This window comes from Nocardia tengchongensis (assembly GCF_054781395.1).
In genome coordinates this window covers 80,241-92,992 of the sequence record NZ_BAAGUM010000009.1, presented here as the reverse complement: position 1 = coordinate 92,992, position 12,752 = coordinate 80,241, and the positions used below count along the sequence as shown (strand labels likewise).

The following is a 12,752-nucleotide window of genomic DNA, read 5'->3' as shown; positions in this document are numbered from 1 at the left end:
CGCTAGCCCTCAGGATTCGAGTTCGCGCACCGAGTAGATCCGCTCCCCCACCTGGTCCGGACGTTCCGGCGAGGGTTCCAGCTCACGCAGCAGCGCCTGGCCCCGCCCGTCCTGGCGGATGGCGCGGCCGAGTTCGGCCGCGGCGCGATAGTGGGCCGGGGTGCGCAGGGTGTGGCGGACCGCGCGGGCGATACGCTGCGGAGTCGCGGTGCGCGGCAACACGATTCCGGCGCGGTGCGCGCGGACCCGGGCGGCGTTGTCGGCGGTGTCGCGGCCGTGCGGGAGCACCACCACCGGCAGGTCGGCGGCGAAGGACTTCATGAGGGTGCCGTGGCCGCCGTGGGTGATCACCAGACTGGCGTGCCGCATGATCTCGCGGTGCGGGGCCGCGCACAGCACCGTCACATTCGGGGGCGCGTGGATCTCGGCCGGATCGACGGCGGGGCCGGTGGTGATGACGCCGCGCACCGGAAGCTGGCCCAGGGCCTCGGAAATCCTTTGCAGGCAGTCGGTTTGCCGTTGGAAGGTGGTCGACAGCGCGACCAGGACGAGCGGATCGCCGCCGTCGGTCTGGGTCCAGGAGGTGTCCGCGACCCAGTCGGGTTCGTCCAGGATCGGGCCCACCCAGCGCACCCCGTCGGGGCCCTGCCCCGGGAAATCGAAAGCGGCACTGGACAACACCAGCTGCCGGCGGGCCAGTCGCGCCTGATCCTGATAGTGGGCCAGCCGATCCAGCCCGAAATCCGCGCGCAGGGCATTGAGTTCGGGTAGTAGCTCCTCGTCCCAGCGCCGCTGCACCAGCGAACCCACCAGCCGATCGCGCAGCCGCCCCACCGGCCCGTGCGCCCGGCCGAAACCGGTGCCCGGCGGCGGTTCGCCCTCCACGGGTAGCGGATAGACGCCCGGGATCAGCACCGAGAACGGCACCTCGCAGGCCTGCGCCGCGACCATGGCCCCGAACGCGAAGAAGGAGGCCAGCACCAGGTCGGGGCGTTCGGCATCGATTTCGTCGGCGGTGTCACGGGCGAATCCGGCCCCGGCCCGCGGGCGTAGCCGGGCGCCCGTCGCGGCCACCGCCTCGGCCAGGCTTTCTTCCGCGAGCACCGTCACCCGATGGCCCCGCCGCACCAGCCGCCGCACCACCCCCAGCTCCGGCGGAACAGTTCCGCCGCTGCCGGTGAGGGCGACCAGGTAGCTGTAGTTCATCGGATACCTCCAACGGCCACTCTCGCACGACCGATGAGTTTCGCGCACCCGGTTCGTCTCATCAGTACATCGAATGAGAGGGGACGCGCCACCATGCCGAGCAAGATGATCTTCATCAATCTGCCCGTCGCCGACCTGGACCGGTCCAAGCGCTTCTACGAGTCCATCGGCTGGAAGGTGAATCCGGACTTCACCGACGGCAATGCCGCGTGCATCGTGGTCGACGACAACATCTGCGTCATGCTGCTGACGCACGAGTTCTTCGCCACCTTCGGCCGCCGCCCGCTCGGCGACACCCGCGGCACCATCGGCAGCGTCTACGCGCTCGCGCTGGGCAGCAATCACGAGGTCGACGCCCTGCTGGAGGCGGCGATCGCCGAGGGCGCCGTGGAGGAGGTCAACTCCGACCGCCAGGCCCAGGAGGCCGAGGTCGGCATGTACAGTCGCACCTTCCTCGACCCCGACGGTCACCAGTGGGAGCCCTTCTACATGGCTTATCCTGTGTGATCGATGCGCGCCGATAGTCCTGAGTCCGAAGGCCCCCACGGGATATCACTGGGCGCGTACATCAAACGGGAACGACTCCGCCTCGGCATGACCCAGCGCGCCGTCGCCGAGGCGCTGCACATGTCCCACAGCGGCTACGAGAAGATCGAGAACGGACAGCGCCTCCCGCATCCCAGCATGCTCAACGCGCTGGCCGTGCTCTTCGAGATACCGGTGAACCGGCGGCGGGTGCTGTGGTCGATCGCCACCGGCGACGACCTGTCGGTGTCGGCCGCGGCCGGGGGCTCGGTGACCGACGGCATGCTGGCCTTCATGCGCAACCTGCGCGGCCCCGCCTCCCTGCACCAGGTTCCCGAGAACAATATTCTGGCGGCCAATGCGGTGGCCTGCCGACTGTTCCCGTGGCTGGATCCGCGGCTGGGCGCTCCCGACCGCCCCCTCAACGTCATCGTCGCCACGATGAACGAACCTCGGGCATCCGAATACCTGGTCAACTGGGCCGATTTCGTTCACCGCCTGGTCTGGGCTCTCACGGAGTACTCCCTGGCGAACACCCCGGTCGAACGCGTCCGCGAGATCCGCGAAGCCTGCCGGTCGAGCCCCGAATTCGACCGGATCTGGAACACCCCGTGCCCACGCCGGATCCTCGACGACGATTCCCTCCTGCTCCGCGACCCCGCCACCGGAGTCGTCACCGAATACCAAATGGACTGCCTGCGCTGGGCGTTCCCGAACCGCGACGTTGAGCTCTTCAGCCTCACGCCCCGTCACCCCGACCCCGCCACGGCCGATCCCGACACCTCGGACATCGCCCTCTGGTAATCCGCAAATCCGGCTGCCACCCGATACGGGTGGGTTGCCGATCTTGATCGTGGTCGGCCCGGCGGCGAGGGTAGAGGGACCGCGGGCCGGGTTCATGTCTACATCTGGACAGGAGGGGATCGGCCCGCGGAACACCCCCGGCGCGGGCGGCCGTGACAGCTTCCTGCCAACCGATGAACCGGCGCTCCACTCCCGCGAAAACCAGGGTGGATCCATGGCTTTCAACGTTGCAGACCTGTTCGAGCACGCGGTCGACGCGGTCCCGGAGCGGACCGCCCTCATCTGCGAGGACCGCCGCCTCACCTACCGCGAACTCGACGAGCGGGCCAATCGGCTCGCCCACCACCTGGCCGCCCGCGGCATCGGCGTCGGCGATCACGTCGGCGTCTACTCCCGCAATTCCATCGAAGCGCTGGAAACGATGCTGGCGACCTACAAACTGCGCGCCGTATCGGTGAGCGTGAATTATCGGTATGTGGCCGACGAGGTGCGCTATATCGTCGAGAACGCGGATCTGAAAGCAATTATCCACGAAGCGGAATTTACTGAAATCGTCGCCGAGGTACGCGACTCGGCTCCGGGCCTGACCGAAACACTCGCCATCGGAACCGAATACGACGACGCGCTCGCCGCACAATCCCCGGAACGCGATTTCGGACCGCGCAGCGGCGACGATCCGTACATCCTCTACACCGGCGGCACCACCGGCATGCCCAAGGGCGTCATGTGGCGGCACGAGGACGTCTGGCGGGCGCTCGGCGGCGGCATCAATCACGTGACCGGCGAATACGTCTCGGACGAATGGGAATTGGCGAAGAACGCCGCCGCCGCGCCCGAGGGGATCGTGATGGCCCCGCTCTCCCCGCTCATCCACGGCGCGGCGCAGTGGGCGGCCTTCATGGGCCTGAACGCCGGCGGCACCGTGGTTTTCGTCCCGCGGTTCGATGCGCACGAGGTCTGGCGGACCGTGCGGCGGCACGGCGTCCACGTACTCACCGTGGTCGGGGACGCCATGGCCAAACCGCTGCTGGAGGCGTACCACGCGGGTCGGTACAAGGTTCCGACCCTCTGGGCGTTCAGCAGCCACGCCGCACTGTTCTCGCACTCGCTCAAACAGCAGTACCTCGAGGCCTTCCCCAACCTGTTCATCACCGACGTGATCGGGTCCTCGGAGAGCGGCAGCACCGGGTTGTCCACGGTCACCAAGGATTCCGACCACACCCGGGGACCGCGGGTGCGGTTCGGCGCGCAGTCCGCCCTGCTGGACGACGACGGGCGGCTCGTCGAGCCCGTGCCCGGCGCGGTGGGCCGGATGGCGCGGACCGGGCACGTTCCACTCGGCTACTACAAGGACCCGGAGAAGACGAAGACGATCTTCGTCGAGGTCGACGGCAAACGGTATGTGGCGCCGGGCGATTACGCGCGCTATGAGGCCGACGGCACCGTCACGCTGCTCGGGCGCGGCTCGGAATGCATCAATACCGGTGGTGAGAAGGTCTTCCCGGAGGAAGTCGAGACGGCGCTGAAGTCCCATCCGGACGTCTTCGACGCGCTGGTCATCGGCATTCCGGACGAGCGGTTCGGGCAGGCCGTGGCCGCGGTGACGCAACCGCGACCCGGTGCCGTGCTCGACCTCGCCGAACTGGACGCACACCTGCGCGCCAAGGTGGCGGGATACAAAGCGCCGCGCGGATATTGGCTGGTGGACGCGGTCATGCGGCAGCCGAGCGGCAAGGCCAACTATCCCGCTGCCAAGCGCTACGCGAGCGAGCACGCGGACGAGATGCACTCGCCTCGCTGACGGTCGAGCGGCGCCGACGCGGTCCGCCGGTGTCGCTCAGCTCAACAGCCCGAGTTCACGCACCCGCACCCCGAGCTGGAATCGGGTGCTGACCTCGAACCGGGCCATGAGCTGGGCGACATAGCGGCGATAGGTGCGCAGCGACACCCCCAGCGCCCGCGCCGCCGTCTCGTCCTTGGCCCCGGCGTGGAGCTGCTCGACCACCGCCAGCGCGACCGAGTCCAGGCCGTCCCGCAGTTCCAGGTGGTCCCGCAACCTCCGCGCCGAATGCCAGGTGCTGGTGGCGAACTGGTGCACCACCCCGAGCAGGGCGGGCTCGGCCACCAGATACCCCCGCGGCTGCTGCCCCGGTGCGGCCGCCCACAGCGCCGCCCGCTCCCGATCGACGATCAGCGCATTGCAGAAGTCCGTATCGGTGACCCGGATCTGCGAGCCCAGCGTGAACTGCCGCAGCACCGACTGCCGGCCCCGGCTGCCCACGTAGGCCGTCGACAACAGCAGCCGCACCTTCTTCCCGGCCTCGTGCAACTGCCGGAAAACCGTGTCCTCCGCGCCGTATTCGGTCTCCGGCCGCACCGGCCGGGCGATGGCCATGACGGCTTCGTGGCGCACTCCCACGAGCATGCGGCGCAGATTCTCCGCCCATTGCTCGTCCGCGTTCAGCTCGACGGTCACGACGCCCCTCCCCCGGGCTGCGGCGCCCGTGAACTCCCGTGCCGGAGAGCCTAGTTCGGGCGTAGCTCCGGGGGGAGACCGAAGAGCGGGAACAGCTTCTCGGTGTCGAGGAAGAAGGTGAGACCGGAGATGCGGTCGCCGTCCAGCTCCAAGGTCGTGATGGACCACGGGATCCAGACACCGGGCTCGTCGCCGGGCTTGTAGTGGCCGAAGGCGGGCAGGCCGTTGGCGCCGCCGAGCGGAACCAGGCGGGAATCGCGGCAGGCCTGGCCGGTGCCCAGCATGAAGGCCGCCACGTTCTCCGGACCGGAGACCCACAGCGAGAACGGCGGCATGGACAGCGCCACATCGGCTTTCAGCAGTTCGGTGAGCGCGCTCATGTCGTAGGCCTCGAAGGCCTTCACGAAATCGTCGACCAGTTTGCGCTGCTGCTCGTTGCGCTCGTCGAACGGATCGGAGACCGTCGCGGTCTCCTGCACCTTCGACATGGTGGCGCGGGCGCGCTGCAGGGCGCTGTTCACCGAGGCGGGCGAGACGTTCAGCATGTCCGCGGTCTCACCGGCGGAGAAGCGCAGCACCTCGCGCATGATCAGGATGGCGCGCTGGCTGGCGGGCAGATGCTGCACCGCGGCGACGAAGGCCAGGCGCAGGGTGTCCTTGGTGCTGGCGGCCTCGGCCGGGTCGGCGCCGAAGGCCAGCGCGTTCGGAATCGGTTCCACCCACACGTAATCCGGCTCCGGCGGGGGCAATTGCGAATCGGGCGTGGAGGGCCCGTTGAGGTCCATCGGCCGGGCCCGCCGCTGCGGCCCGTCGAGCATGTCGAGACAGACATTGGTGGCGATCTTGTACAGCCAGGACCGCACACTGGCGCGGCCCTCGAACGAGTCATAGGACTTCCACGCCCGGGTGAAGGTCTCCTGCACGGCGTCCTCGGCCTCGAACGAGGACCCGAGCATTCGATACGCGTACGCGCACAACTCGCGCCGATGCGACTCGAAAGACCGCAGTACATCATCCGATACGGCGCCGCCCGCCTTCTCGCTCATGCCTGACAGCCTCGCACAGCCCACCGACAAGAAACAGTCGTCGAACGACCGATGCCCGCCTGCGGTGCGCAGGCGGGCATCGGTTTTCAGCACTTACTTGGAGGAAGCCTGGGCGTGGTTGTCGGCATCGCGGGCTTCGGTCTCGGCCTTGGCCCACTTGTAGTCCGGCTTGCCGGCGGGCGAGCGCTTGATCTCGTCCACGTACCACAGGCTGCGCGGCATCTTGTAGGAGGAGATCTCCTTGACCAGGGTCGGGCGCAGTTCCTCGAGGGTCGGGCGGGCCGCACCGCGGCAGGCCACGACCGCGACCACGCGGTTGCCCCAGCGCTCGTCGGGCACGCCGACGACCAGCGCGTCGAACACGTCCGGGTGCGCCTTGAGCGCGCCCTCGACCTCTTCGGGGAAGATCTTCTCGCCACCGGAGTTGATCGACACCGAACCGCGGCCGAGCATGGTGACGGTGCCGTCCTCCTCCACCCGGGCGAAGTCGCCGGGGATGGAGTAGCGCTTGCCGTTGAACTCCTTGAACGTCTCGGCGGTCTTGACCGGGTCGTTGTAGTAGCCGATCGGGATGTTGCCGGTGCGGGCGATCATGCCGACCTGACCGGAGCCGGGCGCGACCTCGTTGCCCTCCTCGTCGATGACCTTGGTGGAGCCGTCGATCTTCACGCGCGGGCCGCCGGTGTGCGTGGCGCCCTTGGTGGCCACGGCCAGACCGCCGAAGCCGGTCTCCGACGCGCCGATGGAGTCGGTGATCAGCGCGTTCGGGAACCGCTCGATGAACTCGTCCTTGAGCACCGGCGAGAACAGCGCCGCGCTGCTGGCCAGCACCCACAGCGCCGAATGGTCGTAGGGCGCACCGGTTTCCGGGTTGCCCTCGGCGAGCGCGTCCAGGATCGGGCGGGCCATGGCGTCGCCGGTAATGAAGATCATGTTGACGCCGTGGTTCTGGACCGCGCGGCAGACGCCGTGGCCGCTGAACTCGGGCAGCATGACGGCCTTGCCGCCGTCGAAGAGGCTGTGCAGGGTCGCGGTGAACGCGCCGCCGTGGATCAGCGGCGGGATCGGGTAGCGCACCATGGGCGCGTTGCCGCTGGCGCCGCCCTTGGACTGCTGCCACTCGTCCTCGACGAATTCACCGGTGTAGAAGTTGATGCCGCCGCCGAGCACGCGCCACCAGTCCTCCTGCCGCCACATGACGCCCTTGGGCATGCCGGTGGTGCCACCGGTGTAGATCATCATGATGTCGTCGGAGGTGCGGTCCTCGAAGTCGCGTTCGCCGTGCGAGGAGGCCAGGGCCGCCTCGTATTCGACGGCGCTCGGGGGCAGCGGCAGGTCGGTGCCGTCCTCGACGGTGAGGACCGTCTTGATCGCGGGCACGTTCGGCAGCACGTTGGCCACCTTGTCGCTGTAGCGACGCTCGTGCAGCAGCGCGACCATGTCCGAGTTCTCGAAGATGTACTGCAACTCGTTCTCAACGTAGCGGTAGTTCACGTTGATCATGACTGCCCGCGCCTTGAAGATCGCCACCATGGCCTCCACGGCCTCGATGGTGTTGCGCGAGTAGACGCCGACCTTGTCACCCGGCTGCACGCCCTGTTCCTGCAGGTAGTGCGCCAGACGGTTGGCCCGGTCCTCCAGCTCGGCGTAGGTGACCGAGCGGGTGTCGTCAACCAGTGCGACACGTTCGGGCATGAGGTCGATGGTGTGCTCGACAAGGTCCGCAATGTTGTAGCTCACAGGGACCAAAATAGAACGTGTTCTTGTGTGTGACAAGCCACTGTTTTCGCACCCGTCCCACTGAGCGGGCGTGCCCCCGGTCACAGAGTACGGCGACGTACTGCCGAAAGGGAACAATCCGGAAGAGTGCGCCCCGCTCAGCGGGGCGCACTCGGCCCGATCACGCCTCGTCAGGACTCGATGAGCGGACGCAGCTTCTCGAACTGCTCCATATCGCGGACGCCGACCAGCATCATGGTGACCCCGGCCTGCTCCCACACCTTCAACTGCTCGCGCACCTGCGCCTCGTTGCCGATGATGGTGGTGTCGAGGATCAGCTCGTCGGGCACCACCGCGGCCGCCTCATCCTTGCGGCCGGTGCGGAACAGGCGGGTGATCTCGTCGACCTGCTCGCCGTAACCCATGCGGCGATACACCTCGGCGTGGAAGTTGAGTTCCTCCGCGCCCATGCCGCCGATGTAGAGCGCCATGAACGGCCGCAGCCGATCCAGTTCGGCCTTGGGATCGTCGGTGAGGATCACCTGGGCGGTGGCGGCGATCTCGAAGTCCTCGCGCGAACGCCGCGCGCCCGGACGCGAGAAGCCCTCGTCGAGCCATTCGTTGTACATGTCGGCCAAGCGCGGCGTGTAGTAGATGGCCAGCCAGCCGTCCGCGATCTCCGCGGTCATCGCGACGTTCTTGGGGCCTTCGGCGCCGAGCCAGATCGGGATGTCCGAGCGCAGCGGGTGGGTGATCGACTTGAGCGGCTTGCCGAATCCGGTGGCGCCGGGACCGGCGTAGGGCAGCGGGTAGTGCGGGCCCGCGCTGGTCACCTTGTCCTCGCGGGCCAGCACCTGCCGCACGATCGAGACGTATTCACGGGTGCGGGCGAGCGGCTTGCCGAAGGGCTGGCCGTACCAGCCCTCGACCACCTGCGGGCCGGAGACGCCGAGGCCGAGGATGTGCCGGCCGCCGCTGAGGTGATCGATGGTCAGCGCGGCCATGGCGGTCGCGGTGGGGGTGCGGGCCGACATCTGCACGACCGAGGTGCCCAGCCGCACCCGGCTGGTGTCGGAGCCGTACCAGGCCAGTGGAGTGAAGGCGTCCGAGCCCCACGACTCGGCGGTGAAGACGGCGTCGAAGCCGGTCTCCTCCGCGGCCGCGATCAGCTCCCGCGTATTGGCGGGCGGCTGCGCGCCCCAATATCCCAGTTGCAAGCCAAAGCGCATTTCCGTGTTCCTTCCTAGAACATTCGGGACCGGTCGTCAGGGCCGCAGCCCGTACTCTTGCCACCGTCACTAGAACCTGTTCTACTCGATCTCGTGACTCTGGGGAACACCGAAGTACTGTCCGCACCGCTGCGGATGCAATTCGACTACACCCGCTCCACCGGTCCGACCATCGGGCGCTTCCTCACGGAACTGCGCGCCGGCAAGGTCATCGGGGTGCGGGGTTCCGACGGGCGCGTCATCGTGCCGCCCGCGGAATACGATCCGAAGACCGCGGAACCGCTGGCGGAGTTCGTCGACGTCTCCGACGTCGGCACCGTGCAGACCTGGTCCTGGGTGGCCGAACCGCTGCCGAGCCAGCCGTTCGACCGGCCGTTCGCCTACGCGCTGATCAAGCTGGACGGCGCCGACACCGCCATCCTGCACGCGGTGGATGTGGCGAGCCCCGCCGACATCTCGACCGGCATGCGCGTACGCGCCCGCTGGGCCGCCGAGCGCACCGGGCACATCCACGACATCGTGGCCTTCGAACCGGGTGACACCTCCAACGCGCCGGCGGCTGCCGCCGACGACGCCGAGCCTGTCACCGGCATCGTGACCCCGGTCGACTTCTCGATCAAGCACACCGCCGCACCGCAGGAAGCCGTCTTCCTGAAGGGCCTGATGGAGGGCAAGCTGCTCGGCGCGCGCGCCAAGCTCGACGGCAAGGTGTACTTCCCGCCGCGTGGCGCCGACCCGCGCGACGGCTCGCCGACCGACGACTTCGTCGAGGTGTCCGACAAGGGCATCGTGACTACCTTCTGCATCGTGAACGTGCCGTTCATGGGCCAGCGCCTCAAGCCCCCGTACGTCGCCGCATACGTGCTGCTCGACGGCGCGGACATCCCCTTCCTGCACCTGGTGCTCGGCGTCGACGCGAGCGAGGTCCGGATGGGCATGCGAATCGAGGCGGTGTGGAAGCCGCGCGAGGAGTGGGGCCTGTCCATGGCCAATATCGACCACTTCCGGCCGACCGGCGAGCCCGACGCCGACTACGACAGCTTCGCGCACCACCTGTAGAGAGGCGCTGAATACCTTGAGTAACACAGCAACCGACATCGCGGTGGTGGGATTCGCCCACGCACCGCACGTGCCGGAGACCTTCGGCACCACCAACGGCGTGGAGATGCTCGCGCCGTGCTTCCGGGAGCTCGAGCAGAAGCTCGGCGTCGGCGTCGCCGATATCGACTTCTGGTGCTCCGGCTCCTCGGATTACCTTGCGGGCCGCGCGTTCTCGTTCATCTCGGCGATCGACTCCATCGGCGCGGTGCCGCCGATCAACGAGTCGCACGTGGAGATGGACGCGGCCTGGGCGCTGTACGAGGCGTGGGTGAAACTCCGCTCCGGACAGGCGAAGACGGCGCTGGTCTACGGTTTCGGCAAGTCGTCGGCCGGTACCCTGCGCCAGATCCTGGGTCTGCAGACCGACCCGTACCTGGTCGCGCCGCTGGGCGTCGACTCGCTGTCGATGGCCGGACTGCAGGCTCGCGCGGGCCTGGACGCCGGCCGCTGGACCGAGGCCGACATGGCCGCCGTCGCCGCCCGCACCACCGGTGGCGACATCGACAAGCTGCTGGCCGCACCGAAGATCAACGATCCGCTGCGCGCCCACGACGTCGCGCCCATCACCGACGGCGCCGCCGCGATCGTGCTGGCCGTCGGCGACCGGGCCCGCGAACTGTGCGAGCGTCCGGCCTGGCTGACCGGCATGGCGCACTACATCGACTCCCCCGTGCTGGGCGCCCGCGACCTCACCGTCTCGGAGTCCGCTGCCAAGGCGGCGAACGCCGTAACCGGCGGCGACACAAGCGGTTTCGATATCGCCGAGCTGCACGCGCAGTTCACCCACGAAGAGCTGATCCTGAAGCAGGCCATCGGCCTGAACGGAGACACCCGGATCAACCCGTCCGGCGGTGCGCTGTCGGGCAACCCCATGTTCGCGGCCGGCCTGGAGCGCATCGGCTTCGCCGCCCGCGAAATCATCAATGGCACCGCGAATCGTGCACTGGCGCATGCCGCCAGCGGCCCCGCGTTGCAGCAGAACCTGGTGGCCACCCTGGAGGCACGTTCATGAGCTACGCAGCTGCCGTCCTCGGCACGGGTCAGACCCATCACGTGACCAAACGGTCCGATGTATCCATGGCGGGCATGATCCGCGAGGCCATCGACCGGGCGCTCACGGACTCCGGCCTGACCATGGCCGATATCGATGCCGTCGTCATCGGCAAGGCCCCCGACTTCTTCGAGGGCTCCATGATGCCGGAGCTGTTCCTCTCGGATGCCCTGGGCGCCACCGGAAAACCGCTGCTCCGCGTGCACACCGCCGGTTCCGTCGGCGGCTCCACCGCCGTCGTCGCGGCCAACCAGGTGCAGGCCGGCGTGCATCGCCGGGTGCTGGCCGTCGCGTGGGAGAAGCAGTCCGAGTCGAACGCCATGTGGGCGCTGTCGAACCCGGTCCCGTTCACCATGCCGGTCGGCGCGGGCGCGGGCGGCTACTTCGCCCCGCACGTGCGCGCCTACATCCGCCGCTCCAACGCGCCGCTGCACGTGGGCGCCATGGTCGCGGTGAAGGATCGTCGCAACGGCGCGCGCAACCCGTTCGCGCACCTGCACCAGCCCGATATCACCGTGGAATCGGTGATGGCGTCCCAGATGCTGTGGGACCCCATCCGTTTCGACGAGACCTGCCCGTCCTCGGACGGCGCCTGCGCCATCGTGATCGGTGACGAGGAATCCGCCAAGGCCGTCGAAGCGCAGGGCAAGAAGGTGGCGTGGGTGCACGGCACCGCCATGCGCACCGAGCCGCTGGCCTACGCGGGCCGCGACCAGGTGAACCCGCAGGCCGGCCAGGCCGCGGCGAAGGCGCTGTGGCAGCAGGCCGGGATCACCAACCCGCTCGACGAGATCGACGCCGCCGAAATCTATGTCCCCTTCTCGTGGTTCGAGCCCATGTGGCTGGAGAACCTGGGCTTCATGCCCGAGGGCGAGGGCTGGAAGCTCACCGACGCCGGCGAGACCGCCATCGGCGGAAAGCTGCCGGTCAACCCGTCGGGCGGCGTGCTGTCCTCCAACCCGATCGGCGCGTCCGGCATGATCCGCTTCGCCGAGGCCGCCAAGCAGGTCATGGGCCGCGCGGGCGACTACCAGGTGGAGAACGCGCGCAAGGCCTTCGGCCACGCGTACGGCGGTGGCTCGCAGTACTTCTCGATGTGGGTCGTGGGAAGCGAACAGCGATGACCACCACCACCGAGCACCCCGCGCGGGTGGCGGGCGCGGCCTCGCAGGCCGCGGTCCGCGCCAAGGACAAGGCCGCCTGGGTGGCCTTGTTCGCCGCCGACGGGATCGTGGAGGACCCGGTCGGTCCGTCGTTCTTCGATCCCGATGGCGTGGGACACCGTGGCGCGGAAGCGATCGCGGCGTTCTGGGACAAGGCGATCGCCCAGACCGAGTCGATCGAGTTCCTCTTCGACGACTCGTTCGCGTGCGGGCGTGAGGTGGCCTATACCGGCCGCATCCGCACCACCATGGGCGGGCACATCATCGATGCCGAGGGCGTCTTCACCTACAAGGTGGACGAGGACGGCAAAATCCTTGCCCTGCGCGCGTTCTGGGAAACCGACCGCGCCATGGCGACGACGAAGAAGGCCTAGCGCCTCGAAAAACGAAGCGGGCGACTGGATGAGATCCAGTCGCCCGCTTCTGTTTTGT

Annotated in this window: 12 protein-coding genes; 7 read left to right on the top strand and 5 right to left on the bottom strand. The window is 68.4% G+C overall.

Annotated elements, in window-relative coordinates:
• Positions 1–9 precede the first annotated feature (9 nt).
• A complete protein-coding gene (locus tag ACYVKL_RS23425) occupies positions 10–1,206 on the bottom strand; it encodes a glycosyltransferase (RefSeq protein ID WP_379168038.1) in 1,197 nt (398 codons plus the stop codon).
• 93 nt (positions 1,207–1,299) lie between these two features.
• Here ACYVKL_RS23425 and ACYVKL_RS23420 point away from each other — a divergent pair, with 93 nt between their 5' ends.
• The 3 genes from ACYVKL_RS23420 (at position 1,300) to ACYVKL_RS23410 (ending at position 4,336) form a co-directional block, all read left to right on the top strand.
• Positions 1,300–1,713, top strand: coding sequence for a VOC family protein (locus tag ACYVKL_RS23420; RefSeq protein WP_379168036.1), 414 nt, complete (start codon positions 1,300–1,302; stop codon positions 1,711–1,713).
• Positions 1,714–1,716: 3 nt separating this feature from the next.
• Entirely contained in the window at positions 1,717–2,535 is an 819-nt protein-coding gene (locus tag ACYVKL_RS23415; RefSeq protein ID WP_379168034.1) for a helix-turn-helix domain-containing protein, read from the top strand.
• 214 nt (positions 2,536–2,749) lie between these two features.
• A complete protein-coding gene (locus tag ACYVKL_RS23410) occupies positions 2,750–4,336 on the top strand; it encodes an acyl-CoA synthetase (protein ID WP_379168032.1) in 1,587 nt (528 codons plus the stop codon).
• 36 nt (positions 4,337–4,372) lie between these two features.
• On the opposite strand, the gene ACYVKL_RS23405 is transcribed toward ACYVKL_RS23410, so the two are convergent.
• From ACYVKL_RS23405 to ACYVKL_RS23390, 4 genes are all read right to left on the bottom strand, one after another.
• On the bottom strand, positions 4,373–5,011 hold the full coding sequence (locus ACYVKL_RS23405; protein WP_379168030.1) for a hypothetical protein: 639 nt from the start codon (positions 5,009–5,011) through the stop codon (positions 4,373–4,375).
• Positions 5,012–5,061: 50 nt separating this feature from the next.
• Entirely contained in the window at positions 5,062–6,057 is a 996-nt protein-coding gene (locus ACYVKL_RS23400) for a sigma-70 family RNA polymerase sigma factor (protein WP_379168028.1), read from the bottom strand.
• Positions 6,058–6,150: 93 nt separating this feature from the next.
• Positions 6,151–7,797 (bottom strand): acyl-CoA synthetase, encoded by a 1,647-nt coding sequence (locus tag ACYVKL_RS23395; RefSeq protein ID WP_379168026.1) that lies wholly within the window; start codon positions 7,795–7,797, stop codon positions 6,151–6,153.
• Between the two features lie 170 nt (positions 7,798–7,967).
• On the bottom strand, positions 7,968–9,005 hold the full coding sequence (locus ACYVKL_RS23390; RefSeq protein WP_379168024.1) for an LLM class F420-dependent oxidoreductase: 1,038 nt from the start codon (positions 9,003–9,005) through the stop codon (positions 7,968–7,970).
• 135 nt (positions 9,006–9,140) lie between these two features.
• Here ACYVKL_RS23390 and ACYVKL_RS23385 point away from each other — a divergent pair, with 135 nt between their 5' ends.
• From ACYVKL_RS23385 to ACYVKL_RS23370, 4 genes are read left to right on the top strand one after another with little or no spacing between them, the layout of a single operon-like run.
• The gene (locus tag ACYVKL_RS23385; protein WP_379168874.1) at positions 9,141–10,064 is read left to right on the top strand and encodes a Zn-ribbon domain-containing OB-fold protein; all 924 of its coding nucleotides are present in this window, start codon (positions 9,141–9,143) and stop codon (positions 10,062–10,064) included.
• Between the two features lie 16 nt (positions 10,065–10,080).
• Positions 10,081–11,118: a thiolase domain-containing protein gene (locus ACYVKL_RS23380; RefSeq protein WP_379168022.1), complete on the top strand. Its 1,038-nt coding sequence runs from the start codon at positions 10,081–10,083 to the stop codon at positions 11,116–11,118.
• A complete protein-coding gene (locus tag ACYVKL_RS23375) occupies positions 11,115–12,281 on the top strand; it encodes a thiolase domain-containing protein (RefSeq protein WP_213558282.1) in 1,167 nt (388 codons plus the stop codon). Before ACYVKL_RS23380 ends, ACYVKL_RS23375 begins: the two co-directional genes overlap by 4 nt.
• Positions 12,278–12,694, top strand: a complete 417-nt coding sequence (locus ACYVKL_RS23370) for a nuclear transport factor 2 family protein (protein ID WP_379168020.1) — start codon at positions 12,278–12,280, stop codon at positions 12,692–12,694. The genes ACYVKL_RS23375 and ACYVKL_RS23370 overlap by 4 nt, the downstream gene beginning before the upstream one ends.
• Positions 12,695–12,752: the final 58 nt, after the last annotated feature.